The organism is Ponticoccus litoralis (assembly GCF_039769985.1).
GTDB lineage: Bacteria > Pseudomonadota > Alphaproteobacteria > Rhodobacterales > Rhodobacteraceae > Ponticoccus > Ponticoccus litoralis.
This window is the reverse complement of sequence record NZ_JBDNCH010000002.1, coordinates 3,732,927-3,757,032: the sequence shown is the minus strand read 5'-3', so window position 1 is coordinate 3,757,032 and position 24,106 is coordinate 3,732,927. Positions and strand designations below refer to the sequence as shown.

The 24,106-nt window shown below is 66.1% G+C and carries 34 protein-coding genes; 33 read left to right on the top strand and 1 reads right to left on the bottom strand.

Features of this window, described 5'->3' with window-relative positions; translation table 11 throughout:
• The 22 genes from ABFB10_RS19650 to ABFB10_RS19545 all read left to right on the top strand — a co-directional run bounded on the left by ABFB10_RS19650 (position 1) and on the right by ABFB10_RS19545 (position 12,737).
• A complete protein-coding gene (locus ABFB10_RS19650; RefSeq protein WP_347167791.1) occupies positions 1–411 on the top strand; it encodes a hypothetical protein in 411 nt (136 codons plus the stop codon).
• Positions 395–814 carry a hypothetical protein gene (locus ABFB10_RS19645; protein ID WP_347167790.1) on the top strand — a complete coding sequence of 140 codons (420 nt, stop codon included), beginning with the start codon at positions 395–397 and terminating at the stop codon, positions 812–814. Before ABFB10_RS19650 ends, ABFB10_RS19645 begins: the two co-directional genes overlap by 17 nt.
• A gap of 117 nt (positions 815–931) precedes the next feature.
• Positions 932–1,213, top strand: a complete 282-nt coding sequence (locus ABFB10_RS19640; RefSeq protein ID WP_347167789.1) for a hypothetical protein — start codon at positions 932–934, stop codon at positions 1,211–1,213.
• A complete protein-coding gene (locus tag ABFB10_RS19635; protein WP_347167788.1) occupies positions 1,210–1,491 on the top strand; it encodes a hypothetical protein in 282 nt (93 codons plus the stop codon). Before ABFB10_RS19640 ends, ABFB10_RS19635 begins: the two co-directional genes overlap by 4 nt.
• Before the next feature lie 5 nt (positions 1,492–1,496).
• Positions 1,497–2,144 carry a hypothetical protein gene (locus ABFB10_RS19630; protein WP_347168073.1) on the top strand — a complete coding sequence of 216 codons (648 nt, stop codon included), beginning with the start codon at positions 1,497–1,499 and terminating at the stop codon, positions 2,142–2,144.
• 179 nt (positions 2,145–2,323) lie between these two features.
• Positions 2,324–2,602: a hypothetical protein gene (locus tag ABFB10_RS19625; RefSeq protein WP_347167787.1), complete on the top strand. Its 279-nt coding sequence runs from the start codon at positions 2,324–2,326 to the stop codon at positions 2,600–2,602.
• Positions 2,550–2,894 (top strand): hypothetical protein, encoded by a 345-nt coding sequence (locus ABFB10_RS19620; RefSeq protein ID WP_347167786.1) that lies wholly within the window; start codon positions 2,550–2,552, stop codon positions 2,892–2,894. The genes ABFB10_RS19625 and ABFB10_RS19620 overlap by 53 nt, the downstream gene beginning before the upstream one ends.
• The gene (locus tag ABFB10_RS19615) at positions 2,891–3,607 is read left to right on the top strand and encodes a hypothetical protein (RefSeq protein ID WP_347167785.1); all 717 of its coding nucleotides are present in this window, start codon (positions 2,891–2,893) and stop codon (positions 3,605–3,607) included. The genes ABFB10_RS19620 and ABFB10_RS19615 overlap by 4 nt, the downstream gene beginning before the upstream one ends.
• A 143-nt stretch (positions 3,608–3,750) precedes the next feature.
• Positions 3,751–4,113, top strand: coding sequence for an HNH endonuclease (locus tag ABFB10_RS19610; protein ID WP_347167784.1), 363 nt, complete (start codon positions 3,751–3,753; stop codon positions 4,111–4,113).
• A 96-nt stretch (positions 4,114–4,209) separates the two neighbouring features.
• Complete coding sequence (locus ABFB10_RS19605) at positions 4,210–4,692, top strand: hypothetical protein (RefSeq protein ID WP_347167783.1); 483 nt, start codon at positions 4,210–4,212, stop codon at positions 4,690–4,692.
• On the top strand, positions 4,689–6,416 hold the full coding sequence (locus tag ABFB10_RS19600) for a terminase large subunit (protein WP_347167782.1): 1,728 nt from the start codon (positions 4,689–4,691) through the stop codon (positions 6,414–6,416). Before ABFB10_RS19605 ends, ABFB10_RS19600 begins: the two co-directional genes overlap by 4 nt.
• A 113-nt stretch (positions 6,417–6,529) precedes the next feature.
• Complete coding sequence (locus ABFB10_RS19595; RefSeq protein ID WP_347167781.1) at positions 6,530–7,645, top strand: phage portal protein; 1,116 nt, start codon at positions 6,530–6,532, stop codon at positions 7,643–7,645.
• Entirely contained in the window at positions 7,642–8,484 is an 843-nt protein-coding gene (locus tag ABFB10_RS19590; RefSeq protein ID WP_347167780.1) for a head maturation protease, ClpP-related, read from the top strand. The genes ABFB10_RS19595 and ABFB10_RS19590 overlap by 4 nt, the downstream gene beginning before the upstream one ends.
• Before the next feature lie 11 nt (positions 8,485–8,495).
• A complete protein-coding gene (locus tag ABFB10_RS19585; RefSeq protein ID WP_347167779.1) occupies positions 8,496–8,843 on the top strand; it encodes a hypothetical protein in 348 nt (115 codons plus the stop codon).
• Positions 8,755–9,804: a phage major capsid protein gene (locus tag ABFB10_RS19580; RefSeq protein ID WP_347167778.1), complete on the top strand. Its 1,050-nt coding sequence runs from the start codon at positions 8,755–8,757 to the stop codon at positions 9,802–9,804. The genes ABFB10_RS19585 and ABFB10_RS19580 overlap by 89 nt, the downstream gene beginning before the upstream one ends.
• A 63-nt stretch (positions 9,805–9,867) precedes the next feature.
• On the top strand, positions 9,868–10,212 hold the full coding sequence (locus ABFB10_RS19575) for a hypothetical protein (protein ID WP_347167777.1): 345 nt from the start codon (positions 9,868–9,870) through the stop codon (positions 10,210–10,212).
• Positions 10,209–10,481, top strand: a complete 273-nt coding sequence (locus ABFB10_RS19570) for a head-tail connector protein (protein ID WP_347167776.1) — start codon at positions 10,209–10,211, stop codon at positions 10,479–10,481. Before ABFB10_RS19575 ends, ABFB10_RS19570 begins: the two co-directional genes overlap by 4 nt.
• Positions 10,481–10,825, top strand: coding sequence for a phage head completion protein (locus ABFB10_RS19565; protein ID WP_347167775.1), 345 nt, complete (start codon positions 10,481–10,483; stop codon positions 10,823–10,825). Before ABFB10_RS19570 ends, ABFB10_RS19565 begins: the two co-directional genes overlap by 1 nt.
• Positions 10,822–11,280 carry an HK97-gp10 family putative phage morphogenesis protein gene (locus tag ABFB10_RS19560; RefSeq protein ID WP_347167774.1) on the top strand — a complete coding sequence of 153 codons (459 nt, stop codon included), beginning with the start codon at positions 10,822–10,824 and terminating at the stop codon, positions 11,278–11,280. Before ABFB10_RS19565 ends, ABFB10_RS19560 begins: the two co-directional genes overlap by 4 nt.
• 1 nt (position 11,281) lies before the next feature.
• Positions 11,282–12,094 (top strand): tail completion protein gp17, encoded by an 813-nt coding sequence (gp17, locus tag ABFB10_RS19555; protein WP_347167773.1) that lies wholly within the window; start codon positions 11,282–11,284, stop codon positions 12,092–12,094.
• Positions 12,091–12,417, top strand: coding sequence for a hypothetical protein (locus ABFB10_RS19550; protein ID WP_347167772.1), 327 nt, complete (start codon positions 12,091–12,093; stop codon positions 12,415–12,417). Before gp17 ends, ABFB10_RS19550 begins: the two co-directional genes overlap by 4 nt.
• A gap of 17 nt (positions 12,418–12,434) precedes the next feature.
• Positions 12,435–12,737: a hypothetical protein gene (locus ABFB10_RS19545; protein ID WP_347167771.1), complete on the top strand. Its 303-nt coding sequence runs from the start codon at positions 12,435–12,437 to the stop codon at positions 12,735–12,737.
• On the opposite strand, the gene ABFB10_RS19540 is transcribed toward ABFB10_RS19545, so the two are convergent.
• Positions 12,722–13,012 carry a hypothetical protein gene (locus ABFB10_RS19540; RefSeq protein WP_347167770.1) on the bottom strand — a complete coding sequence of 97 codons (291 nt, stop codon included), beginning with the start codon at positions 13,010–13,012 and terminating at the stop codon, positions 12,722–12,724. The genes ABFB10_RS19545 and ABFB10_RS19540 overlap by 16 nt on opposite strands.
• Before the next feature lie 72 nt (positions 13,013–13,084).
• Between ABFB10_RS19540 and ABFB10_RS19535 the strand changes: the two genes are divergently transcribed.
• From ABFB10_RS19535 to ABFB10_RS19485, 11 genes are all read left to right on the top strand, one after another.
• Positions 13,085–14,302, top strand: a complete 1,218-nt coding sequence (locus ABFB10_RS19535; RefSeq protein WP_347167769.1) for a hypothetical protein — start codon at positions 13,085–13,087, stop codon at positions 14,300–14,302.
• A gap of 65 nt (positions 14,303–14,367) precedes the next feature.
• The gene (locus ABFB10_RS19530) at positions 14,368–15,165 is read left to right on the top strand and encodes a hypothetical protein (RefSeq protein ID WP_347167768.1); all 798 of its coding nucleotides are present in this window, start codon (positions 14,368–14,370) and stop codon (positions 15,163–15,165) included.
• A gap of 1 nt (position 15,166) precedes the next feature.
• Positions 15,167–15,517, top strand: coding sequence for a hypothetical protein (locus ABFB10_RS19525; RefSeq protein WP_347167767.1), 351 nt, complete (start codon positions 15,167–15,169; stop codon positions 15,515–15,517).
• Between the two features lie 84 nt (positions 15,518–15,601).
• Positions 15,602–15,988: a DUF1833 family protein gene (locus ABFB10_RS19520; RefSeq protein ID WP_347168072.1), complete on the top strand. Its 387-nt coding sequence runs from the start codon at positions 15,602–15,604 to the stop codon at positions 15,986–15,988.
• An 11-nt stretch (positions 15,989–15,999) separates the two neighbouring features.
• Entirely contained in the window at positions 16,000–16,227 is a 228-nt protein-coding gene (locus tag ABFB10_RS19515; protein ID WP_347167766.1) for a hypothetical protein, read from the top strand.
• Complete coding sequence (locus tag ABFB10_RS19510) at positions 16,217–16,666, top strand: hypothetical protein (protein ID WP_347167765.1); 450 nt, start codon at positions 16,217–16,219, stop codon at positions 16,664–16,666. The genes ABFB10_RS19515 and ABFB10_RS19510 overlap by 11 nt, the downstream gene beginning before the upstream one ends.
• Positions 16,667–16,702: 36 nt before the next feature.
• Positions 16,703–17,098 carry an NlpC/P60 family protein gene (locus ABFB10_RS19505; protein WP_347167764.1) on the top strand — a complete coding sequence of 132 codons (396 nt, stop codon included), beginning with the start codon at positions 16,703–16,705 and terminating at the stop codon, positions 17,096–17,098.
• Positions 17,077–20,307 (top strand): TipJ family phage tail tip protein, encoded by a 3,231-nt coding sequence (gene gpJ, locus ABFB10_RS19500; protein ID WP_347167763.1) that lies wholly within the window; start codon positions 17,077–17,079, stop codon positions 20,305–20,307. The genes ABFB10_RS19505 and gpJ overlap by 22 nt, the downstream gene beginning before the upstream one ends.
• Positions 20,304–22,868 carry a phage tail tip fiber protein gene (locus ABFB10_RS19495; RefSeq protein WP_347167762.1) on the top strand — a complete coding sequence of 855 codons (2,565 nt, stop codon included), beginning with the start codon at positions 20,304–20,306 and terminating at the stop codon, positions 22,866–22,868. The genes gpJ and ABFB10_RS19495 overlap by 4 nt, the downstream gene beginning before the upstream one ends.
• Complete coding sequence (locus ABFB10_RS19490) at positions 22,868–23,209, top strand: hypothetical protein (protein ID WP_347167761.1); 342 nt, start codon at positions 22,868–22,870, stop codon at positions 23,207–23,209. Before ABFB10_RS19495 ends, ABFB10_RS19490 begins: the two co-directional genes overlap by 1 nt.
• A complete protein-coding gene (locus tag ABFB10_RS19485; protein WP_347167760.1) occupies positions 23,206–24,087 on the top strand; it encodes a hypothetical protein in 882 nt (293 codons plus the stop codon). Before ABFB10_RS19490 ends, ABFB10_RS19485 begins: the two co-directional genes overlap by 4 nt.
• The last annotated feature ends 19 nt before the right edge of the window (positions 24,088–24,106 follow it).

Below are 24,106 nucleotides of genomic sequence, written 5' to 3'. Positions count from 1 at the left end.
ATGACGAAACTCCATCGTGATCTGTCCTCACATCCTCGCACAGGCCGCCCGGAAACATCTTGGAAGGAAAGCGTCGATGGACCGCCGAATTCCGAAACATCCTGCGCGCCGGTCAACCGGGTGAGCCTTCAGGAGGTCTCTCGCGAACGTTTTGCCGACCTGTTGCGCGTGGCCTTCCCTGCGCGGTCGGATGCGGCCACGGCCCGGGCGGCGGCGGCTTTCCTCGATGTCTCGGACCGGGCGGTGCTGAACTGGCTGCGCGGCGAGACCTCGGCACCCTTCGACGCGGTCTTCGCGATCGGCTGCCGGGTCGGGGTGTTCCAGCTGATGGAGGTCATGACCCGCGGCGAGTCCCGCGGGTCGGTGCTGGGTCGGATCGTATCGGGGGCGCGTCGTGTCTTTGCAAGGTGAAGTCTGGGCCCTGATGATGTCGGACGTCTCGTCGGCTTCGGTCGACATGCTGGTGTCGAAAGCGGGCCTGTGGGTGCGCAACACGCTGATCCACGGCTTGGCGCCGTTCTTCCTGTTCCACGTTGCCTATCACTATCCATGGTCTCGGCCATACCTCTGGATCGGTCTGGCGCTCTACATCGCGTTGCAGGTGGTGCAACTGTGGTCGCCGGGGCCGTTCGGGTGGATCCTGATGGACTCGATCTTCGATCTCGTGCTGGCGGGCGCCTCAGTCGCCTTCGCCTGGACGCTGGCCATGCGGGGGTGCCGAGATGAGCGCCGCACGCGGTTGGACCCTTTGCCGCTGGAGCGCCTGCACGGGCGCGCTGTCGGCCACTTTCGCCACGCCTGTGGCGAAACCTGAGCCGGGTGCACCCGGCCAACTGGATCGCGCGGTCGCCAAGGGTGGGGGCCTCTCCTCCTCCTCCCGGCTTGCCGCCCCGGCGTCTCGCGCGGTCCTCTTTCCTTTGTGGTGGCGGTCATGAGTGGCGCGGCGCAGAAGATCGTGCCGACCCTGTCGGCTACCGTGCCTTTCGGCCACCTCGATTTGCTGCTGCGCGTCGTCGACGGCGCCGCGACCTGGGCGCTTTATGACCCCCTGCCGCCGGAAGAGCGCGCCAGCCGGAGGCCGCTGGTTTGCGGCTTCCTTGGCACGTCGGACGCGCTGGCGGGGCCGCAGCCGGATCTTCACCTGACACCGGACAGCCTGCGCGAGGCGGCCCTACACCTCGAAGAGTTCATCGGCATGGCGGAGGGCGCATGAGTGATCTCAACCCCCGCGCCGCCTTGGTGGCCTCGGCCACCGCAGTCGCCTTGCATCGGGGCGGCTTGTCTCTGTGCGGTTCGCAGATCGCTGCCCTTGCCGTCGCGCTGGAGCGTCTGCCGCGCCTGGCCGTCGGGGACCGGCTGGCGGTGCTGATGGGGCCGGTGGGGGACGTGATCAGCGCCCGGCTGGACGCAGACGAATTTGCCTTCGACCGCGCGCGCGATGCGTTGCAGCGGGCGATGTGCACCTACTGGACAGAAAGGATGGTAGCTTGAACACCATGCGACCGACCCTTGTGGCCTGCGAGGCTGGCGGGCTGCCGGAGTATCCGATCAGCGCCTGTGAGCGCCTCGACAGCCACTTCTTCCTGCAATGGAACATCAAAAGGCATGACCGGAGTATGTTCCGGCGGCTGTCTTACCGCGATCCCGAAGTCGGCTTCTTTGGCCTGCAGTTGATCTACAAGTCTCATGGCGAGACGCCCCTCGGCACCTTGCCGCAGGATGACGAAGAGCTCGCCTTCCTGCTTGGGCTTTCACTGGAGAAGTGGATTGGACTGCGCGAACGGCGGTTCAACCCGCTGTACAACTGGCACCCGGTCCAGTGCGACAACGGGCTCGTGCGGCTTGCCAATCCGGTGGTGACCGAGGTCATGCAGCTGGCCCTGGATGGGCACAAGGAGCTCAAGGCCAGCAATGAGGACAAGGCCATCTGGCAGAGGCAGAAGCGTCTAAAGGAGACCCTGAAGGCCTGCGGGTGCAGCGAAGACCTGCTGACAGATGATGTCGCCGTGGCCTGGGTCGACGAGTGGCTCATGAAGAACCATCCCGGCCAGCGGCGGATGCCGCAGTTTCAGGCCTCGATCGGTCGCGCCCTGAAGGCGGCGATTGAAAATGGCGTTCTGGGTCACCGTGCGCGGGGCCACTGAAATCACACGATAAATCGGCGCGTTTGAAGATGGAACAGTATCGGAACAGTTCCGCACAGAAGTGGAACAGTTCCAGACATAAGAGAAGAAACGAAATGATATTGATATGAAATCGCGCCGCCCAACACATCAACGGACAGCCTGTGGATAAGTCGCAAGGCATGGAAGAGGGGAAGGCCATGACAGCAGGGGTGGAGACAAAGAGGGGCCGGGTGCGCAGGCTGGTACTGGAGCCGCTGGCGGAGCTGGGCTGGATCAGGCCGAAAGGCATGAAGGCGGGCGCCCACGCGGACGAGCTGGTGCGCCTGAGCGACGACCTGACCTACATGTCGGACCTCTCGCTCGGCGCACTCTGCGACATGCTGCGATCCAAGGCGCAGGGCAAGGCGCGGAACGAATGGCCCAGTGCGCGGAACGATCCTGCATCTGGCCGAAATCGTGCAGCCGCGCCCGGTTGAGGAGATGCCGAACCTCGTCAGCTGGTTCCGGTCCGTCGAGGGTCCGCGCGCGGACCGTGAGGGAGTGTTGGTGCGCGAGTTCCTCTTCTTCGAGAAGTTCAAGCGCCCGCCGCTTAACGATGGTGACCGGCGCCTGATCCGGGACCGGACGCGGGACGACGAGCACTTGCGCCTTTTGGTGGCGGAAGGCCGGGTGCCGGATGAACAGGACGCAGCCAAGCTGCGCTGGCTGGACAACGCCGAGCGGCGGGTGAGGGCAATCATGGAACAAGACGAGGGGCGTGCGGCATGATGCAGGCATACCGGACGGACTATGTCGAGGTACTGCAGAGCGGCCCGACGATCGGTCGCCGCTGTGGGCAGCCTCTGGCGGCGGACGGCAGGGAGATGGTCAGTGTTCGCATCCTGCTGGATTGGGCCTTCGGAACCGAAAAGGCGCAGCTGGATCGGGATGAGATCGGCGCGTCTTCAGGGGGCCAGGGCCGCGGCAGAGGGGCAGAGGCGGCAATTGCGGAGCAGTTGGCCCTTGGCAAGCACTATGGAGAAGGGGTTCGGGTCGATCGATCCTTCGGCTCGACTGGTCCGCATCACGATGCCGAGCAGGTGGCGACCGTCCTGCGCAATGCCGTGCCATGGCGGTTGGCCGTGCAGGTAGCCGAGCTGGCACGGGCCGGGCGCGCTCCGCAGTGGGATCTTGGGCCGCAACGGTTCGTGCCTCGCAACTGGGGGCGCACCAACAGGTTCGGTCGTCTCGGGAAATCTGAGGTGTTGGATATCATTGAGTATCGTTCGGCTCGGCGTGGTCGCGTTCGCCGCGAGGTGCGGTGGACCCCAGTTTGTATCGTTCCCTCAGCTAGAGAGGTTGGCGCGGCCCGGCGCGCCTGGCTGGATTGGTGGGGCGCGCTGCTGGCTGTGCAGTCCGGGCTTCGGGGGAGCGATCTGGACCTGTTTGGCGTAACCGATGCCATGCCGCCGCTGGAGCCGTGGAAGAAAGGGCTTGACTGAACCGTAGTTGTATTGACATTTGGTCCCCGAACCGAATTGCGCCCGGAGCAGAGATGCCCCGGGCGCTTTGCGTTTGGAGGCCCCCTCATGTCAATGATCCTGACCGCAGCGCTGGAGCAGCGTTCCCTGCGGTTGCGCGCCTGATGGGGCGGCTCAAGGCGATGCCCGGGCGGCTGGCAGTGCCTGCACCGAGGATCGGTGCCGCGGCAGGCGATGTTCGGGCGCAGGATCGTGAGCGCGACCGGGTAAAGCCGTGGCGTTCTTGGTATCGCAGCAAGCGCTGGTATGCGCTGCGCTCTATGGTGCTGAAGAGGGCAGGATATGTCTGCGAGCAGACCGGCGTGCCGTTGATCGGCAAGGCGGGAGCGCCCGACAGCCCGGTGATCGACCATGTGCGCGAGCACAAAGGCAACCCGGTGCTGTTCTGGGATGAGGGCAACCTGCAGGCGGTTAGCAAGCGCTGGCACGACAGTGAAAAGCAGAGACTCGAGCGCCGGCGGCACTGACCGCCCCCCTGTCGACGCTACGGGTGGGGGTGGGTCGAAAGTCGCCAGGCGAAACTTCAGGGAACCAGCGCCCCCCACACTCGGAGATTTTTTCCCATGAGCGATGAAAATTCGCCGGGCTTGGAAGAGCGCGACCTCTTCGGCAATCCGATCCTGCCGCTGCGGGATCGGCGGGGCCGTCCATCCTTTGCAAAAACCCCAGAAAATCAGGACTTTGTGGCGGTTCGCGCGGCGGCGAACTGGTCGCACAAGGCCATCGCCGAGGCCATCGGATGCGATGAGAAGACGCTTCGGAAACATTTTTCCCGTGAGCTCCACGGCGGCGCGCTGATCCTCGAGGGGCTGTGTCTCGACGTCCTGATGCGCAAGGTGCGCGAGGGCCACACGCCGAGCATCCGGGCGCTACAGGATCGGTTGGATCGGACTGCGCCGCCGGCACCTCAGACGCCTAAGGGCGACGAGGCCAACGAGGGCACGCCCCGTGGCAAAAAGGAACAGCGCCTCGCCGATGCCGCGAAACCGGCGGCGGGTTACGGTGAGCTTTACGACCGGATCCGCGGCAAGGGTCGAGCGCAATGAGCGATCTTTCTTGGGCAGCCTGCCCGGACTGGTGGGAAAAGCTCCAGCGCGGGGCGACGCCGATTCCGCCGCTCGAGCTTGACCCGGATCTTTCCGAGGTCGCGGTTGAGCTCTTCGACAAGCTGGTGGTGCCCGACATCGAGGGCCAGCCCACCATGGGCGAGGTGGCAGAGGACTGGGCCCGCGACATCGTCCGCGCGGCCTTTGGGTCGATCGGCAGCGACGGGGCCCGGCGCGTGGGCGAGATCTTCTGCCTGGTCCCAAAGAAAAACACCAAGACCACGCTGGCGGCCTGCATCGGGCTCATCGCGCTGCAGATGAACACCACGCCCAACATCAAGGGTGTGGTGGTGGGGCCCACGCAGTCGGTGGCCGATACTTGCTTTGGCCAGATGTCGGGGATGATCGACGCCGACGAATGGCTCCGGAAGCGCTTCAAGGTGAACGAGCACAAGAAGGAGATCACCGACATCTTCCCGGATCCCGAGACCGGGCGACCGCTCAACGCCAAGTGCAAGGTGACCAGCTTTGACCCGGCGGTGACCACCGGCGGGATCCCGGCCTTCGCGATCCTCGACGAGCTACACGTCATGGCCGAGCGCCACTTCGCCACGCGGGTGATCGGCCAGATCAGGGGCGGGATGATCACCAACCCGCGAAGCCTGCTGGTGATCATCACCACGCAATCCGAGATCCCGCCGCAGGGCGTGTTCAAGACCGAGCTGGAGTATGCCCGCCGGGTGCGCGACGGCGAGGTCACCGAGAACGTGCGAATGCTGCCAATCCTCTACGAATTCCCGGAGGCGCTGCAGGCGGACAAGGAACAGCCCTGGCGGTCGCCGAAGCTCTGGCCGGCGGTGCTGCCAAACCTCGGCGCCTCGATCACGATCGAGCGCCTGGTGGGGGAGTTCGGCAACGCGCTCGAGCGCGGCGAGGATGAGTTCGCGCGATGGGCATCGCAGCACCTCAACATCCAGATTGGACTTGGCCACCACAAGGGCGGCTGGATCGGGGCCAGCCACTGGGTCGACGCCACGGACGTAACGCTCGATCTCGACGAGCTGCTCGAGCGGGCCGAGGTCTGTACGGTAGGAATCGACGGCGGCGGGATGGATGACCTACTTGGTCTCGCGATCCTCGGGCGCGACCGGGACACCAAGCGCTGGCTGCTCTGGTGCTCGGCCTGGGTTCACGAGGTGGCGCTGGAGCGGCGCAAGAAGATCGCCGAGAAGCTGCGCGACCTCGCCGCTGAGGATACGCTTACCATCTGCAGCGAGCCGACGCAGGATCTCGACGAGCTGATCACGCTGGTGGCGCGGGTGCACGAGGCCGGGCTGCTGCCCGAGCGCGGCGGCGTCGGGCTCGACCCCGAAGGTGTGGCGGCCATCGTCGATGGGCTCGAGCTGGCGGGGATCCCGTCCGAGACGATGGCGAGCGTGACCCAGGGCTACAAGCTCAACGGCGCGATCAAGGGCACCGAGCGCAAGCTCTTCGACGGATCGCTGGTGCATTGCGGCCAGCCGCTAATGGCCTGGTGCGTCGGCAACGCAAAGACAGAACCGAGGGGAAACGCGGTGATCGTGACGAAAGCGGTATCGGGGGCGGGCAAGATCGACCCGCTCATGGCAAGCTTCAACGCCATCTACCTGATGAGCCTCAATCCCGCGCGACCTAAGCGCAAGCGGCTGGACGGCATGCTCGCCAGCCCCGTGGGGGTGTGGTGATGCTAGGCCGGGTGATCCGTGGTGCCTGGCGCGGGGTGCGGCAGGAACTGTCGGCAGGGTCAAGCGGCTGGGAGGTGGTTTCAGGCTCGGACCCCTGGAGCGGATCAGGTCGGATGAGCAAGGCCGGGGCCATGGTCTCGGCCACCTCGGCGCTGTCGATCTCAGCGGCCTGGGCGTGTGTAAAGGGCAACTCCGAGCTGATAGGCGCGCTGCCGGTGGCGATCTACGAGCGTCAGGACAACGGCTCGCGCAAGAAGATCGAGCCGGACGTGTCCGAGGTGCTGACCGCCAACCCGAACCGGGTGCAGACCGCGCTCGAGTTCTGGGAAACGGCGGCGGCGCACCTGCTGCTGCAGGGCAATGCCTATGCCGAGAAGCTTATGATCGGGCAGCGGATCGTCGGGTTGCGGCCGCTATTGTCAGTGACTCTGAAGCGCCGCAGCGACGGGCTCTTCGATTACCAGTTCTACGAGGACGGCCAGCGATACATTCTGCCGCCCGAGAAGGTGCTGCACATCCGCGGTTTCGGCGGCGGTGACGGCCTCGGGATGAGCGCCATAAACTTCGGGCGCCAAAGCCTCGGCTCGGCCATCGCCGCCGACGAGGTCGCCGCCAAGGTCTTTGCCAACGGCATGACCGCCGGGGGCTTTCTTGAGTCCGACCAGGAACTGACGCCCGAGCAGCGGGCACAGCTGCAAAGCTACCTCGAGGGGTTCTCGGGCAGCTCCAAGGCGGGCAAGACCCTGATCCTCGAGGCGGGGTTGAAGTTCAACGGTGCCACCATGAACCCCGAGGACGCGCAGCTGCTGGAAACCCGGCGCTTCGCGGTCGAGGACGTCTGCCGCTGGTTCGGCACCCCGCCGGTGGTGATCGGCCACGCGGGGCAGGGCCAGACCATGTGGGGCACCGGCGTCGAGGCGATCATGCTGGCGTGGCTGCGCATGGGCATCAACCCACTGCTGCGCCGGATCGAGGCGCGGATCGGCAAGGAGATCATCCCGGCCAACCGCCGGGGCAAGTGGTTCGCGGAATGGAACCGCGAGGCAATGCTGCAGATGGACAGCAACGCCAAGGGCAACTTCCTGTCGCGGATGGTCGCGGCCGGGATCATGTCGAGCGACGAGGGCCGCGACAAGCTGAACCTGCAGCGTCGGGGCGGGGCCGCCGACGAGCTGCGTGCGCAGGTCGCGACGGCGCCGCTCGATCTTTTGGGAAAGGACAAGGCATGACCATTCGGAATCTGCCGAAGGCGCTGGCCAGCACCCGGCCCGGCGTGCAAAGCGACATCTCGCCCCGGGCGCTCGACCGCTGGGCGCCGGACCTGCGGGCATCGGTGGAAGAGGACGCGGCCACGATCTCGGTGCTCGATCCGATCGGCGCCGACATGTGGGGCGACGGGGTGACCGCGCGGCGGGTCGCCGGCGCGCTGCGCTCGATCGGGGACCGCGAGGTGGTGGTGAACATCAACTCGCCCGGCGGCGACTTCTTCGAGGGTCTGGCGATCTACAACCTGCTGCGCGAGCACAGGCAGAAGATCACCGTGAACGTGCTCGGGATCGCGGCCAGCGCCGCGTCGGTCATCGCCATGGCCGGCGACGAAGTGCGCATCGCACGTGCAGGCTTCCTGATGATCCACAACACCTGGATCATGGCCGCCGGTGATCGCCACTCCATGCGCGAGGTGGCCGATTGGCTCGAGCCGTTCGACGGCACCTCGGCCGAGATCTACGCAGCGCGCTCGGGCCTCGATGCGGCGACGGTGGCGGGAATGCTTGACCGCGAGACATGGATCGGCGGCGCCGCAGCCATCGAGCAGGGCTTTGCCGACGATTACCTGCCGTCCGACCTGGTCGACAGCGGGGCGGGTGATGCAGCCCGGGCGTCGCTGCGGGCCGAGCGCAAGTTCGACCTGATGGCCCGCCGCGCGGGCCTGACCAATTCCGCCTCGCGCAGCATCCTGCGCGAGCTGAAATCCGGCATGCCCGGCGCTGCCGATGACGTGCGGCCCGGTGCCGCCGATGTCCTGCAGGAGCTCGCCGGGCTGCTGCAAACCGCAAAATCCATCTGAGGATACCTTACATGACCAAGATGATCGCATCGGCAGCTTCGCTGGCCGCAATGATGGCGCACGCGCCCACCGCCGTGATCGGCACCCCGCGCATGGATGCGGCGGGCAACGTCGAGAAGCTGCTCGGTGAGGTGAAATCCGAGCTCGAGCGCGTGGGCTCAGATGTGCGCCAGACCGCCGAGGAAGCGCTCAAGCAGGCCAATCGGGTCGGCGATCTCAATGCCGAGACCAAGGCGGCTCGCCGACAAGGCGCTTGCCGAGTACAACGGCTTGTCGGGCGCGCTCTCGAAGCTCGAGGGCAAGCTCGAGGCGCTCGAGACGCGCAGCCTCGACATCGAGCAGACCGTGGCGCAGGGTGACCGGGGGCGCGGCGCGCCCGAGATGAGCGTGGGCCGCGAGATCGCCGAAAGCGATGAGCTCAAGGCGTGGGTGAAGGGCGGGCTGTCCGGCAACCTGATCCTGAAACCCAGCGCGGCGATCACCTCGGCCACCGGCTCGGCGGGTGGGCTGATCTGGCCGACCGAAGACCGCACGCCCACCAACATGCCGCGCCAGCGCCTGCCGATCCGGGCGTTGCTGTTCCAGGCGACGACTGACAGCGACGTGGTGAAATTTGCCCGCCAAACCCTGCGCACCAACGCTGCCGCGCCGGTGGCGGAAGGGGCGGCGGCGCCGGAATCCTCCTACGGCTGGACGCAGGCCGAGACCAACGTGCGTAAGATCGCGCATGTGACGCACATCTCGGACGAGGCGCTGGAGGATGCGGGCCAGCTGCAGGCGGCCATCGACGGTGAGATGCGCTATGGCCTCGACCTCGAGGAGGAAAACCAGATCCTCTCGGGCGACGGCACCGGGCAGAACTTGTCGGGCCTCATCACCGAGGCCACGGCTTTTGCGGCGGCGGCGGGCCTGCCCAACGCCACGCGGATCGACCGTCTGCGCCTTGGCCTGCTGCAGCTTGCGCTGGCCAACTACGCCGCCACCGGGATCACGCTCAACCCGATCGACTGGGCGGCCATCGAGCTGCTGAAGGACACGCAGGGCCGCTACGTGTTCGGCGATCCGAACACGCTCAAGACTCCCATGCTCTGGGGCGCGGATGTGGTGCCGACCTTGTCGCATTCGGCGGGGGAATGGATGGCCGGCAACTTCAGCATGGCGGCGACGCTCTATGACCGGAAGGCCGCCGAGGTGCTGATCTCGAGCGAACATGGCGACAACTTCGTGGAGGGCATGAAGACCATGAAGGCGTCCAAGCGACTCGCTATGGCCACCAAGCGCCCCGCCGCACTGGTGACCGGCGACTTCATCTTCGTCTGATCCGAACGGGGCGGGCGCGCGAAGCCGCCCGCCCGATGATCCATCCTCATGAAGGGCACTCCCATGCTGCTGAGACTCAAGCGAACCCAGACCACCGCCATCGGACGGCTACAGGCGGCGACGCCCTATGCCTTCGACATGAAGGACAGCCGCCATGCTGCCGTGGCCAACGCGCTGCTAAAGCGCGGCATGGCCGAGAAGCTCACGAAGGCCGATCTAGACGTGGCAGGGGCAGACCCGGCGGCTCTGCAGCGGGCCATGCAGGCCGCCACCAGCGACGGGCGCGGTATCGCGCCTGCGCTGGCCGAGCGCGCGGCGATCCTGGAACAGGAAGTTGCGGAGCGCCTCGCGCGGAATGATGCTGCCAAGGCCAAGGCGCCCGCTGCCGGAAAGGCGGACAAGGCGTGAGCCAGCTTGGCCTCGAGGAGCTCAAGCGGTTCTGCCAAGCGGTCGGCTTCGAGGACGACGACGCACTGCTGGAAGACCTGCAGGGCGCCGCCGAGGACTATGTGCGGGCGCATACGCGTCGCGACCTAGATGCCGAGCTGCCCGGCGCGTGGCCTGCCGATTGCATCCTCGCGGTCAAGCTTCTGGTGGCGACTTGGTACGACGACCGCTCGGCGGCGATGCCCGGCGCGGTGCGGGATCTGCTCTCCCGTCACCGGGATCTTAACTGATGGCGGGGCCTCATGCAGGTGAGCTGAAATGGCTCGTGCAGTTCCGCCGCGCGGTGACGGGGGATGACGGTATCTCGGAGGTTCAGACCTGGGAGGATCTCGGGCAGCCGCAACGTGCCCGCAAACTCGACGCGAGCGACAGTGAACGCTGGCAGGCCTCCGAGGTGGGATCCTCCATCACCACGCGCTTCGTGCTGCGTCGCTCGGGCCTGTCGGAAATTGTCGCCCCGAAGGACCGGCTGATCTGCGAGGGCGTGCTGCACGAGATCACCGGCAAGCGCGAGCTGGCCGGCAATCGCCGCTGGCTCGAGATCTCCACTGTTGCAAGGACGGATCGGACATGAGCGTGACCATGAAACTCGAAGGCTTCGCCGAGCTGGAAAAGGAGCTCGAGAAGATCAGCAATTCCGCAGGCAAGGGCGCGCTGCGCCGCGGGGCGCGCAAGGCGGCGCAGCCCATGGCTGATGACATGGCCTCCCGGGCGTCGCGTGACCAGGGCGACCTGGCGGACAGCTTCGCGGTGTCGACGCAGCTTTCGCCGCGCCAGCGCCGAGCGCATCGCAAGACCACCCAGGACGACAAGGCCTCCGTCGAGCTATTCATTGGGGCCGGTCCGCTGCCACAGGCGCACCTCGAAGAGTTCGGCTCGATCCACAACGCGCCGCACCCCATGGTGCGCCCGGCATGGGATGGCGGGCGCGAGGCCCTGCTGAACCGGCTCAAGTCAGAGCTTTGGGCTGAGATCCAGAAAACGGTCCGCCGCGCAGAGGCCCGTGCTGCCAAGCGCGCGAGGGGCTGACATGGAAGAAGAGCTTCGCGCACTCCTGCGCGCGGATCCCGGCATCGCCGCTCTTGCCCCCGGCGGGGTGCATTGGGGCGCGCGACCGCAGGGCGGGGCGCTGCCGGTGCTTGTGCTGCATCTCATCGACGCCTCGGAGGGCGCGACACTCCAAGGCGGTGACGGGCTCGAGACCGGGCGCGTCCAGGTCGATGCCCGGGCCGGTGATCTCGGGGCCGCGATCCGGCTGCGCCGGGCGGTGCATCGACTGCTGCACGGACACCGTGGGGGCGGGTTCGACAGCATCTTCGAAGACGGCTCGACGCGTCGATCGCGCGGGTGGCACCAACGACGCGGACCGGCCTTGGCGGGCCTCCGCAGACTTTTTCACCAACTGGAGTTCAGAGACATGACGAGAAGCAAGGCCAAGACCGGCTACAAGTCGAAATTCGGTATCGGGACAGAGACCGAGGGTGAATACCTTGACACTGCTGAGGTGGTGCGGATCAAGCCGGTGGGCTTCTCGCGCGACGAAGAAGAGGTGACACACCTGCAAAGCCCAGACGGCTACAAGGAGTTCATCGCCGCGATGAAGGAAGCGACGCCGGTTGAGATCGAGTTCAACTGGACGCCCTCGGCCACCGACCCGATGATCGCTGCATTCGAGGCCGATACCGGCAACTACCAGATCACCGCGCCGAACGGCGTTCGCATGCAGTTCACGGGCTTCTTCACTGCCTATGAGCCGGGCGAGCTTACCAACGGTGCCATGCGCGGCACCGCGACGCTGCGTCCCTCGGGCAAGCCTGTACTGCTGCCGGCGGTGTCGGCGTGAGCGGGCGATTCAAGGGCGAGATCTCGGCGAGTGCTGATGGTATCTCCTACAAGCTGCGTATGGACATGAACGCCTTCGCGGCCTTCGAGGATGACACCGGCCTTTCGGCGCTTGACTGGGCCGAGACCGCAGAGGCTGGAAAGGCCAAGATTGGCGACATGATCACCATGGTGCATTGCACCCTCTATCGTCACCACGAAGAGGCTGGCCGCCGCATCGCCGGGGACATCCTGTCGGAAGAGCCGGGCGTGCTGGCGCGGCTTTTCCAAGCAAGCTCTCCAGATTCTTCGGCAGGCATTGTGGGAACACCGCCGGGAAAGTGACGCGCCGCGATCCCCTTATGGTGGGCGATCTGCTGCAGGCTTACGTGGCGGCGGGGCTTGATCCTTCGGGATTCTGGGAACTGTCGCTGCATGCCTACGCACGGCACATGCAGGGCGCGCGGGACCGCCTTCAGGCCGAGCAGCAGGGCCGGGCGTGGGTGGCCTGGCATGCGGCGGCACTGCTGCGCCAGGACAAGCTCATGGGTTTTGCGGAGTTCATGGACGGGCGCGATACCGGCCCACAATCGCCTGAGGATCTGCAGGCAGCCTTTAACATGATGGCCACAGCTTGGGGCGCCGAGCCCTACTCGGGAGGGTAGCTCTCGCATAGGACGATTTGCGCATCAATGCGATTCTGCATGGCCTTCATCAAGGCCATTCTGGCAGCAATCAGGCTTTCACGCTGCTCTGCCAGTGCGCTTGGGACTGTCTCATACTCGGCAGCGTAAAGGGCTTCGTGATCCAAGCCAAAGCTGCCTGCACGCATGACCTGAGAGAGCTCGCGCAAGCACCCATCGCGGGTGCTGTAGTCGACCCCCAAGTCGAAGGCGGCGGCCGGGGTCGCGGCAAGAATGATCAACAGTGCGGTGCGCATGCAGCGTCCTTTCAATTGCAGTCTGCAGAGATGCTAGCTCTGCCTTCAATTCCGAGCAAGGAAACCAATTAGATGGCGCAATCGGTGATTGGGGCGCTGCGGGTCAATCTCGGCCTCGACAGTGCGAATTTCATGGGCGGGGCAAAGCGCGTCTCGCCCGCGATCAAGGCCATGCGGACGCAGTTCCTCGCGGTGTCGGCGGCGGCTTCTGCCTTCGGCGCGGCCCTGTCGGCGGCGGCGCTCAAGGGAGCGTCCGAAATCGATCGCACCGCCAAGGCCGCGCGGCGACTCGATGCGTCCATCGGCGCCTTCCGGGCGTTGGAGACGGCGGCAGGCGAGGCGGGCGTGCCGGTAACCGCCGTGGCTAACGACATCCAGTCCATGAACCGCGAGATTGCCAACATCGGCACCAGCGGCAACGGCGCCCGGGCGCTCGAGCGGCTTGGCCTCACTGCGGGGGAGCTAGCCGGGATCGACGCCGACGAGAAGGTGGCGCGGATTGCCGATCGGGTGGCGGCGCTTGGCCTGTCGGCTGGCGAGGCAACGGCGGTGCTGCGCGATCTCGGCGTGCGCAACCGCGAGATGGCGCTGCTGATGATCGGTGGCGGTGACGCGATCCGCCGGGCGCGGGCGGACGTTGAGGACTACGGCCTCGCGCTGAGCGCCGTCGAGGCGGGTAGCATCGAGCAGGCCAACGACCGGATCGGGCGGCTTGGCTATATAAGCCAGTACGCGGGCCAGCAGCTTGCCCTGGCGCTGGTGCCGGCCATGGGGCGGCTTGCCGAAGCGATGACCGACAGTCTGCGCGAGGGTGGCCTGCTGCGTGGTGTCCTCGATGCGATCGCCGACAACGTGGTGCGGCTGTCGACCTACGTGGCTACGGCTGCCGCTGCCTTCGGGGTGCGCTATGTGGGCGCGCTGGTGGCGGCGCGGCTGGCGACGGCGACTCTGTCGGGTACGCTTCTCGTGCTGCGCGGGGCCCTGATCCGAACCGGGATCGGGGCGTTGGTCGTTGGGGCGGGCGAGCTTGTCTACCAGTTCTTGCGACTGGTGACGGCAGCGGGTGGCTTCGGCGAGGCCATGTCGCTGATGCGCGACGTGGCGGTCGAGGTTTGGGAGCGCATCAAACTCGGGGGTGAGTGGCTCACCACCGCGCTGAAGATCGTGTTCAACGACATCCGCTATGACTGGGCCGTGATGGTCGGTAACATGGCAACCGACTGGGGGCGGCTCCTCGGACGGGATTGCCAGCACGAAGATTGGCGAGTTCATGGGCTTCGAGGGCGGTAACGCCGAGGCGGCGATGGCGTCTCTCGGGAAGACGATGAGTAGAACTCAACGACGCCTACGGCAACATGATCGAGGGGCAGCGGGCTCTTTCCTCCGGCATGCGCGCCCCGCTCGATAGTCTCCAGTGCGATGCGGCAGGCGGTCATCGGCGCCACCGAGGATGCGGACAGTGCTGCTGCGGTACCGCCGCCCGTCTTGATGAGGCGTTGGCGGGGGCCGAGGGTGGTGGCAAGTCCGGCGGCGGCGGGGCCGCGTCGGGCGCGGAGAAGCTCAAGGACAAGCTGTCAGAGGTTGAGCAGAAAGCCAGATCCGCGTCCGAAACCTTGCGCCAGAGCTTCACCGGCACCTTCAAGGAGGTGCTGTCTGGCGCCAAGACGTTCGGCGAGGGTGTGATGACTATTCTTCAAAAGATCACCGACATGATGCTCGACCAGGTCGGAAACCTACTGTTTTCCGGAGTGTCGGACTGGCTTGGCAATGCGATGATCACGCCATTCGCCAGCGCAGGCAACTTGCCCGGATTTGCGAATGGGACTGACAGCGCGCCTGGTGGACTTGCATGGGTCGGTGAACGGGGACGCGAGCTGGTCAATCTGCCGTCCGGCTCTCAGGTGATCCCGCATCACAAGATCAGACAGTCGGCTGGGCCTCGCTCCGTCGCCATGTCTGTCGATCCGGTCATCAACATGCCTATCAACATCGAAACGCTCCCCGGCGAAACCGCCGAGGTCACCCGGACGCCCGAGGGGGGCATGAACATCCGCATGGTTCGGCAGGTCATGCGGAACGAACTCGCCAGCGGCAGCATGGACAGCGCAATGCGTCAGCGCTGGGGCGGCCGCCCACTACCGAAAGGATCCTGATATGCCAGCATGGCCCGTCGGCCTGCCTTTCTTCCAGTCCTCGCGCGGCGCGCGCCGGGATGTGGAGCCGGACGTCATCCGCACGCAGATGAGCAAGGGCCCCGCCAAGGTGCGGCGGCGTTCGTCCTCGGCGCCGATGCCGCGCCGGGGACGGATGTCGCAGATCACCTTGGCGCAGCTCGATGTCTTCGAGACCTTCTTCCGCGAGGATCTGGGGGAGGGCGTCCTGTCCTTCACGGCCACGGATCCGCTCGACGGGCTTGAGCGCACGTTCCGGTTCGTCGGGGGCTATTCGGTGGAGCCGCGTGGTGTCCGCCGTGAAGTCACTGCCACCCTGGAGATCCTGCCATGACGCATGAGATCAGCACGCGCCTGCGCACGGCAATCTACGCGCAGGAGAGCCCCGAGGTCCTGACCACGATTTTGCGGCTGACCCATCCCGCACTGGGAGGCGCCTGTCTGCCTCGTCAGCAACGGCGAGCCGCTGGTTCACGGCGGAGAGACCTATCACCCGTTCCCCTTCACGCTCACCTTGCCAGAGAGCGAAGAGGGCGTGCTGCCGGTCCTCAAATGGGAGGCGCAGAACGTGACCCGCGAGCTGATCCCGCAGCTGCGCAGTGTCACGGGCGAGATCTACGCGCGGGTGGCCTGGGTGCTGACCTCAACCCCGGACGTGATCGAGCGGGGGCCGTTCGAGGTTCAGATCTACGGCGTCGAGTACAACGCACTCACCATCAGCGGAACCATGACCCTTGAGCCTGTGCTTGAGGAGCAGTTCGGCTGGCTCACCATGACGCCGGGCAACACCCCGGCGCTGTTCTGAAGGAGACCCCCATGAACGACGGACCGAAAATCACCGCTCAGGAAGTCAATGAGTCTGTCCATAGGGCGGTTGTACATCGGGTGGCCCAGCTTGAGGCGATGGTGTCCTATCTCCAAACCCGGTTGAGGATGCTCGAAGGCGAGGTGGGTACCAAGGCTGAGGCATCGGCCTTGGAAGACGTTGCCGACAGCGTTGATGCGATAGAGGCATTGATTGAGGAGAACACCCATGAAAGCTGAATACGCGAAAGAGGCTGCCGCCTACCTGCGTGGCTATGTCCAGCGCCCCGGCCATGATGCCGATCTCGCCGCCGCTCTGTGGTTGCAGATCCTGCGGGAGGAGCGCGGCGATGTGCAGGCTGCGCCTGTTGACACGCTTGTCAGTATCGAGCCGCCGGGCGGGCATTTCGTGGAAGCCAGCCGGACATCCGATGGTGGCATGAATATCCGCTTCGTCCCCCAGCTCACGGGCGGGAAAGATGCGGCCACGGCGGAAGGCACTGCCGAGCAAGAGCCGGAGCGGCCCCATGTCCATGTTTTCGGGAAGCATAATTGGAAGACCGCGGACGGCGGCGTCATGCTGCTGTCGGATGGTGCCCACCCGATCGCCTCGGCGCTCATCCGGGATGGGGAGATGCACAGCCGGTACGGGATGCGCCCGAAGCCCACGGGCTGCTGAACGCTCACCCCATCACCACGAACACGGAAAGCCCTCATGTGGACCGACAACTGGATCGGCCTGCCTTACGCGGAGCGGGGGCGGGGGCCGGAGGCGTTCGACTGCCTCGGGCTCTGGTTGGCGTTACAGCGCTTGCGGTTCGGGCGCGAGATCCCGGACCCGGCCTGCGACATGGTCGGGGCGGTGCGCCTCGGGGTGGTGGATCGCTACCGCACCGACTTCATCTCGGTAGAGCGCGCCCAGGAGGGCGATGCCCTGCTGTTCACGATGCGGGGGCGCCCGCTGCACCTTGGCTATGCCCTGAGCGATCAGGACATGCTGCACACCCTTGATGACATCGACCATTGCAGCCGCATCGAGCGGTGGCGCGGCCCCTTCTGGGGTGGCCGTCTCGAAGGAGTCTCATCGAATTGCTGGATGATCAGACCATGATCGAGGTGGCGGGCAACCGTCACCCGCTGCGCCGCGACCCGTTTTCGGCCTATGTGCCTGCCGGGACCACCGTGGCCGAGGCTGTGGGGCGGATGGATCTGGACATGCGCCGCTATGGCCCGCCGGTGGTGCTCCTGATCCGTGGCGTGAACATGTCGATTGTCCCACTCGACATGTGGGCCGGGACCCGCCCGACCATCGGCACGCGCGTTGAAGCCTTCTGGCCGCCGCAGGAGGGCGGGGCGCTGATCGGGATGATCGCCTCGGCGGCGCTGCCGTCTGCTGCGACCTGGGCGGCGGGGGCGTTGGGCTCGGCTGGCATTATCGGGGCCGCCGGTACTCTCTCATACGCCCTCACGGTGGCCGCCATCACCGTGGTCGGATCGCTGGCGATCAACAGCCTGATCCCGCCGGCACAGCAGGGCGGAACGCGTGACCCGGAGAACTACGCGATCACCGGCACCGGCAACGCGATCAACAGGTACGGGGTCTATCCCTATGTGCTTGGTCGTCACCGCATGTTCCCGCCGCTGACCGCCACCGGGTTCTCGGAGACGGTGGGCCGGGACATCTACTATCGCGTCCGCGCGACCTTCGGGTGGTGCGGGCCGACGGGGTTGGTCCTTGAAGATCTGCGCATCGGCTCGACGCCGATCTGGGAATACGACGGCGTCGAGCTGGAGTTCCTGAATGTCGACGAGGCGCGGACACTCGCGAACATGCCGCAGCTGGCGGACCTGGTGAAGCCGCGCACCGAAGAGGAGCATGTGCCCCGGAAACTGCTGTCCGGAGTCGGTGACCTCTATGAGTTCCAGCCCGCGCAGGCGGCTCGGTCGGCGGTGATCGCGGTCGAGCCGACCGCGCTGCGGCACGGCACTGTCTATTCGTTTGTGGTCGAGGTGGCCGAGGCGGGTGTTCCCGGATGGACCACGGTCGCGACCTATACCGACATCACCACAGGGCAGGAGTTCCAGGCGGACGGCTTTTCCGATGGGGTCGCGCGCCGCTGGCGCGTTCGGATCACCAACAAGCGGCGGCTCTATGAGGAGACCACCACCCTGCCGTTCATGCGCCCGGAGTCCGAGGGCATGACGGTCACCCGGGCCTCGGCGACCTATCAAGTTCCGGCTGCCGGGTGGCGGCAGGGCAGTGAGGTCATGCGCCTCTATTCGGATGACGTCGCCGAGGATGCCTATAGCGATGTCCCGCAGGAAAATGATCCCGTCATCAAGTACACCCGCCAGGAGACGGTTTCGGCGGCTGTTGATCTGACGTTTCCGCAGGGTCTCTACAACAGCACGTTCGACGGTGACCTCAGCAGCCACCGTGCGCGGTTCCGCTTCGAGTACCAGCGCACGGAAGGCGGCCTCGTTGAGGAGGACTGGGTGGACCTCGGCGAAACCGAATGGTCGGGCAAATACGTCAGCCTGTACCGGGTGACCCGCGAGATCGCCTTCCCGGCGCCGGACGAATACGCCATCCGGATCACGCGCACCAATGGCATCGATCAGGATGTGGGCGACGTCAACAGCGCCACGCTCACCGCGATCCGGTCCATTCGCGACGGCAAGCTGCCGAGTCACGCGGGCATTGCCGAGGTGGCGTTCCGCATCCGGGCCAACGAGCAGCTCAACGGGCGCATCGACAGTCTCAACGCCATCGTGCAGCAGCTGGCGCCGGAGCTGGACAGCAACCTGCAATGGACCGAGCCGCGCCCGGTGCGGCATCCGGCATGGCTCTACGCGCAGGCGCTGCGGGGTCCGCACCTGCGCCGCCCGGTCACCGATGACCGGATCGATCTCGCCGCGCTGCATGCCTGGGCCACGGAAGAACCGCATTGGACCTGCGATTACGTGGTGGATACGGCCACGCAGCTTGCGGACGTTCTCGACATCATCTGCGCCGCGGGGCGCGGGCGGCGCACGCTGGCCGATCTGCGCTACAGCGTTGTGCGGGACGGGGCGGCGGGGCCGGTGCGCCAGGTGTTCACGCCACGCAACAGCTGGGATTACCGCTCCAAGCTGACCTTCCCGCGCGAGATCCACGGCTTCCGCTGCATGGTCCGCTCCGAACGCCTGGACTGGCAGGAGGATGAGGTGCTGGTGCTGAAGGACGGCTACACGCGCCAGACCGCCACCGAGCTGGAGACGCTGCAGCTGCCCGGCACGGTGGTGACCGCCGAGGATGAAGACGAGGGCAACACCTATCGCCTTGGCCGCTATCACCTCGCCACCGCGCTGCACCGCCCGGAGACCCACTCCTTCAAGGCTGACTGGGAAAGCATCCACATCCAGCAGGGCGACCGGATCCGGCTGGTGCATGACGTGCCCCTGATCGGCGTGGGGGAAGCGCGCGTGAAGGCGCTGACCATCGAGAATGGCCTCGTCACCAGCATCACGCTGGATGATGTGTTCGACCTCGAACAGGCCAGCTTCCGGCTGGTGGTGCGCAATGTGACCGCTGGCATCCATGCCTTCGCTGCGGCCTCACCGGTGGACCCGCACATGCGCGTCTGGACCCCGTCCGTTGGGGTGGTCGAGGGGGACATCGACGTGGACGACCTCGTCGCCATCGAAGAGACTGAGCAGCGCAGCGCCGACATGCTGGTGATGGCGGTGCGCCCGGAGCAGGACGAGACCGCGCTGATCGAGGTGGTGGACGCGGCGCCGCATGTGCTGGACGCGGCCTCTGTAATCCCGCCCTATGATCCGGTCATCACCAACCCGCGTCCCCCGGCATCGGACCTGCCGCCCGCGCCGGTGATCACGGCGGCCCGTTCGTCGCAGCTGACCCAGATCGTTCTGCCGGATCTGTCGGTCCGCCCGCGCATTGCCGTGCAGCTCGCGCCCATTGCGTCCCGCGCGGACCTCGACGGGGTCACCGTGCAGCTGCGGTGGCGTGAGGCTGGCGAGGATGAGACGCCCCGGACCTACGGCGAGTCCGTGCCGGCGGGTGAGTATAACCTGCTGACCGGCGCGCTGGAGGAGGGTGCAAGCTATCTGGTCGAGGCCCGGACCGTTGGTCGGGCTGGGAAGACGCGCGGCTGGTTTGCCGCCCCCACGCAGGTCACGGCGACGACAGCCGCCCCTGCGCCGCCGACGATCGTTGCCTCTGTCGTGCCGGACAGCATCCAGGACGCCAGCGGCATCGCCCGGCGCGCGGCGATCCGCCTGTCCTGGTGGCGCCGGCCAACCGCACCCTCCGGGTGACCTGGCAGCTGCGCGTGGCCGCGACCGGCGAGGTGATCCCTCAGGGCCTGTTTGCCGATGCTTCGGAGCGCGTGATCACCCTCGCGGACGGGGTGCTGCCGGATGTCGATTACGAGATCCGCGCCAGCTTCGTGACCGGCGCCCCGGACCTGCGCAGCTGGTCGGCCTGGCTGCCGGTGACCACGCCTGACCTGCGTCTCTCGACTGCGGACTTTGCGGACGACATCCGCGACAGCGTCACCACGTTGAACCAATGGATCACCGACGGCGTCACCGACCTGGGCGGCGATCTGGCGGCGCTTGAGGACGGCCTGACCGCCGAGGCAGCGGCGCGCGCTCAGGCGATTGCCGACGAGGCGGCGCAGCGGATCGCCGACGCGGCGGCGCTGGCAGATCGCTGGCGCGGTCTTCGGGATGCTGTCCATGACCTGCAGTCCGAGGTTGTCGAGCTGGCGGCGGGCGATCATGCCGCCCGAGAGGAAATCCGGCGCACCCTGACCGCCACGCTGGAGGATGCGCGGGCTTTCTTCGAAGAGCAGATCGTCACGCTGGCCGACGAGGATCTGGCGGCGGTGCTTCGCATTGTGGGTCTTGAGGCAGAGACAGGCGCGTTGTCGGCCTCCATCACCAGCATCGACCAGGCGCGGGTGGATGGCGACAACGCGCTGGCAGCGACCATCGCCGCGCTGTCGGTCGGATCGGCCACCCAGTTCGATGCCGCGGAAATCTGGCACTTCGATGCCGACACCGAAGGCTGGACCGGGGGAGCCTGGCAGGCAGGCGGGTTCCTGCGGGCGACTGACACGCTGCACTCGCCCACGGGACTAGCGTTCGACGCGGCGCGATACTCGCAACTGCGGATGCGGCTGGTGCGCACCGGGACACCGACATGGACCGGGACGCTGGAATGGAACGCGGCGTCCGGCTGGGACAGCGTGTCGATCCCTGAGCCGACGTGGACCGACGACGTGGCGCTGGTCACGGTTACTGTGCCCTGGACCGGCACCGTCGATCAAATCCGGTTGGATCTGGTGACCGGTACGGTGGACGTCGACTGGATCGCCATGGGGCGGCCAGCGCCCGGGGCGTCCTCCGCCGATCTGGACGCGCTGCGGCAGGTCATCAGCGACGGCGACAACGCCAACGCCTCGGATATCGTGGCCCTAGAGGCCCGCATGACGGACGCCGAGGGTGAGGCGTCCGGGCTGGCCTCGGCTGTCGGCGGGCTTGATGCCCGTGTCGGCGTCACTGAGGACGGGGTGCTGTCGAACAGCAACGCCGTGAGCGCGTTGCAGTCCAAGGTGGACGACCCGACCACCGGTCTGGGGGCGCTGGCGGACGCGCTGGATGTCCTGTCCACCACGGTTGCCACCGGAGACGGATCGCAGCGTGTCCAGTCCGAGGCAATCCGCTCTGTGCGGGCCGCCCTGAGCCTGCTGGAAGCGGAGGCGACAGAGGCGGCGGTACGGGAGGAAGAGGCCCGCCGTTCCCTGCGCGACTACACGGCATCCGCCGAGCAGTCCCTGAACACTCGCATCGACGCGACGGACGGCCAGGTCGCGGTGGTGGCCGAGGCTGTGGCGCTGCTGGGCGTCGAGGTCGAGGGAAAGGCCAGCGCCTCGGTGTTGGATAGCCTGACGGCCACGGTCACGCAGCGGGGCGAGGACATCACGGCGAACACCGACGCGATCAACTTGATCAACGCGGCCTTGCCCGGCAAAGCCAGCACCTCGGCGCTGGCCGCCCTGAGTGGCACGGTCAGCCAGCAGGGCGAGGATATCGCGGCGAACTCGAACGCGATCACGGCGATCAACGCGGCACTGCCGGGCAAGGCCAGCGCTGCGGCGTTGACCGCCCTGTCGGGCACAGTCACGCAGCAGGGCGAAGACATCACGGCGAACACCGACGCGATCAACTTGATCAACGCGGCCCTGCCCGGCAAGGCCAGCACCTCGGCGCTGGCCGCCCTGAGTGGCACGGTCAGCCAGCAGGGCGAGGATATCGCGGCGAACTCGAATGCGATCACCGCGATCAACGCTGCCTTGGCCGACAAGGCCAGCGCTGCGGCGCTGACGTCCCTGAGCGGCACGGTCAGCCAGCAAGGGGATGACATCACGGCGAACGCGGAAGCACTGGTTGCGACCTCGGCGGCTGTTGGGCGCGTGTCCGCAAACGGGTATTTCCGCGTCACCAACAACGTGGACCAGCACGGCGCCTTGTCCCGAATTGGTTTGCTGGCCACCATTCTCGACGATGGCACCAGCGACGAGGCGGCAATCTATCTAGAAGCGCGCACTGGCGAACCCAACAGGGTTGTGGTCGATGCGGAGCGGTTCGCTATTGCCGACAACAACGGGGCGAACGTGGCGGTCCCCTTCGTGGTCGATGGCGGAAAGGTCTACATGGACTACGCGTTTATCCGGGATCTGTCGGCCACCGCTGCGACCATCGGCACGTTCAGAACATCACCCGCCGGAGAACGCACCGAGATCAGCGACAATGGCGTCGTCGTCTACGACAACGCGGGCAACGTCCGCGTGAAACTGGGGGACCTCAGCTGATGGCACAGGGGCTGGAGATACGGCGCGCGGATGGCACCGTGCAGATCTCGACAGAGGAGGGGCTGACCACGTTCCGGTATCTGTCGAGTCATGTATTCGACGAGTACTTGGACGGCTCCGAAAGCGGCGTCTATTTCGATGAAGCCGTGGGCACCATAGAAATCGTGTACCACGCGGAACGGACGGGGCACCCGGATTTCGCGCACCACTACGCGCCCAATGTTCTGGACGTGCCGACCGTGAATTTCAACGAGGGCACCCTGACGTACACCAAGCCCACCTCAAACAACAATACGGGCGTGGACCAGGTGCTCACCGTCAACCTGTACCATTTCTCATGACGCACGGGCTTCAGGTTTACAACAAGTTCGGCGACAACGTTTTCCGGGACGGACGCTGCCTTTTCGTAAAAGAGAAAGGGGTCTGTTTTCAGCACTCGGGTAGCGACCGAACCGTGGTGGGCTGCTGGCCCAACGTGAGCCCCACGGGGTCTCTAGCCTCTTGGTATCCGCTGGCCCACGCGTTCGACAAAAACGACTATTTGTCCGGCGCCCTGAATGCGTACATGAACAGGCATTGGCACTGGGCTTCCACAGGGCCTGAAGCAGGCATGTACACCCCGGGCCATAATGCGCAGTTGGTGCCGCATTCCGGGGCCACGGCGCTGTCGGATGTGGTCTTTTTCGAAGTCCCGCCGAACGGCTTCGTCTATTCAACCATGTTCTGGTACGACAAAACGCCGGGCGCCTACGGGCGTATCGTCTCGGGGATCTGCGTGCCGGAAATGGGACCGGGCTCGCCGCTGGACCCCGTGCGGTATTTCGTGGCGTCGTACCAAGGCCTTCCTGCCCCGACGGAAGATTACGGGCTGGTGATCAACAGCCCAGAAGGGGGCATCCTGTACGACAGCCGTTATGAAAACACGCGCGTCCGTGACTTCTTCGTGGTTCCACCCTCGGACATCGAGGACGTCTTGGAAAACAACGCGGTGAAGACCTACACCCCGAGAGAGCCGCTGACGAACCCTTTCGTCTCTACCTCCCTGAACTGGTCGGGCCACAGGCTGGCCGGGAATGGATGGATGAACTTCATAAGGTTCGCCTGGACCGGCACGGCTTTCCAGCTGTCCAGAGTTCGACACGACATTGGCTCAAGCTCAGGGGCGGGCTTCGACATCTACCGGGGTTTCACGGTCACCGTGGCCGACCCTGAAATCTAGCAGTTGAAACAATCCAAAA

What these genes read in the sequence shown, in the direction of transcription:
- ABFB10_RS19535 (WP_347167769.1), top strand. Translation starts at nt 13,085, where the DNA reads ATGGCGCAATCGGTGATTGGGGCGCTGCGGGTCAATCTCGGCCTCGAC.
- ABFB10_RS19525 (WP_347167767.1), top strand. Translation starts at nt 15,167, where the DNA reads ATGCCAGCATGGCCCGTCGGCCTGCCTTTCTTCCAGTCCTCGCGCGGC.
- ABFB10_RS19600 (WP_347167782.1), top strand. Translation starts at nt 4,689, where the DNA reads ATGAGCGATCTTTCTTGGGCAGCCTGCCCGGACTGGTGGGAAAAGCTC.
- ABFB10_RS19585 (WP_347167779.1), top strand. Translation starts at nt 8,496, where the DNA reads ATGACCAAGATGATCGCATCGGCAGCTTCGCTGGCCGCAATGATGGCG.
- gp17 (WP_347167773.1), top strand. Translation starts at nt 11,282, where the DNA reads ATGGAAGAAGAGCTTCGCGCACTCCTGCGCGCGGATCCCGGCATCGCC.
- ABFB10_RS19510 (WP_347167765.1), top strand. Translation starts at nt 16,217, where the DNA reads ATGAAAGCTGAATACGCGAAAGAGGCTGCCGCCTACCTGCGTGGCTAT.
- ABFB10_RS19530 (WP_347167768.1), top strand. Translation starts at nt 14,368, where the DNA reads ATGATCGAGGGGCAGCGGGCTCTTTCCTCCGGCATGCGCGCCCCGCTC.
- ABFB10_RS19505 (WP_347167764.1), top strand. Translation starts at nt 16,703, where the DNA reads ATGTGGACCGACAACTGGATCGGCCTGCCTTACGCGGAGCGGGGGCGG.
- ABFB10_RS19590 (WP_347167780.1), top strand. Translation starts at nt 7,642, where the DNA reads ATGACCATTCGGAATCTGCCGAAGGCGCTGGCCAGCACCCGGCCCGGC.
- ABFB10_RS19545 (WP_347167771.1), top strand. Translation starts at nt 12,435, where the DNA reads ATGGTGGGCGATCTGCTGCAGGCTTACGTGGCGGCGGGGCTTGATCCT.
- ABFB10_RS19635 (WP_347167788.1), top strand. Translation starts at nt 1,210, where the DNA reads ATGAGTGATCTCAACCCCCGCGCCGCCTTGGTGGCCTCGGCCACCGCA.
- ABFB10_RS19575 (WP_347167777.1), top strand. Translation starts at nt 9,868, where the DNA reads ATGCTGCTGAGACTCAAGCGAACCCAGACCACCGCCATCGGACGGCTA.
- ABFB10_RS19565 (WP_347167775.1), top strand. Translation starts at nt 10,481, where the DNA reads ATGGCGGGGCCTCATGCAGGTGAGCTGAAATGGCTCGTGCAGTTCCGC.
- ABFB10_RS19515 (WP_347167766.1), top strand. Translation starts at nt 16,000, where the DNA reads ATGAACGACGGACCGAAAATCACCGCTCAGGAAGTCAATGAGTCTGTC.
- ABFB10_RS19625 (WP_347167787.1), top strand. Translation starts at nt 2,324, where the DNA reads ATGACAGCAGGGGTGGAGACAAAGAGGGGCCGGGTGCGCAGGCTGGTA.
- ABFB10_RS19485 (WP_347167760.1), top strand. Translation starts at nt 23,206, where the DNA reads ATGACGCACGGGCTTCAGGTTTACAACAAGTTCGGCGACAACGTTTTC.
- ABFB10_RS19640 (WP_347167789.1), top strand. Translation starts at nt 932, where the DNA reads ATGAGTGGCGCGGCGCAGAAGATCGTGCCGACCCTGTCGGCTACCGTG.
- ABFB10_RS19490 (WP_347167761.1), top strand. Translation starts at nt 22,868, where the DNA reads ATGGCACAGGGGCTGGAGATACGGCGCGCGGATGGCACCGTGCAGATC.
- ABFB10_RS19605 (WP_347167783.1), top strand. Translation starts at nt 4,210, where the DNA reads ATGAGCGATGAAAATTCGCCGGGCTTGGAAGAGCGCGACCTCTTCGGC.
- ABFB10_RS19615 (WP_347167785.1), top strand. Translation starts at nt 2,891, where the DNA reads ATGATGCAGGCATACCGGACGGACTATGTCGAGGTACTGCAGAGCGGC.
- ABFB10_RS19595 (WP_347167781.1), top strand. Translation starts at nt 6,530, where the DNA reads ATGAGCAAGGCCGGGGCCATGGTCTCGGCCACCTCGGCGCTGTCGATC.
- ABFB10_RS19560 (WP_347167774.1), top strand. Translation starts at nt 10,822, where the DNA reads ATGAGCGTGACCATGAAACTCGAAGGCTTCGCCGAGCTGGAAAAGGAG.
- ABFB10_RS19650 (WP_347167791.1), top strand. Translation starts at nt 1, where the DNA reads ATGACGAAACTCCATCGTGATCTGTCCTCACATCCTCGCACAGGCCGC.
- ABFB10_RS19630 (WP_347168073.1), top strand. Translation starts at nt 1,497, where the DNA reads ATGCGACCGACCCTTGTGGCCTGCGAGGCTGGCGGGCTGCCGGAGTAT.
- ABFB10_RS19540 (WP_347167770.1), bottom strand. Translation starts at nt 13,012, where the DNA reads ATGCGCACCGCACTGTTGATCATTCTTGCCGCGACCCCGGCCGCCGCC.
- ABFB10_RS19610 (WP_347167784.1), top strand. Translation starts at nt 3,751, where the DNA reads ATGGGGCGGCTCAAGGCGATGCCCGGGCGGCTGGCAGTGCCTGCACCG.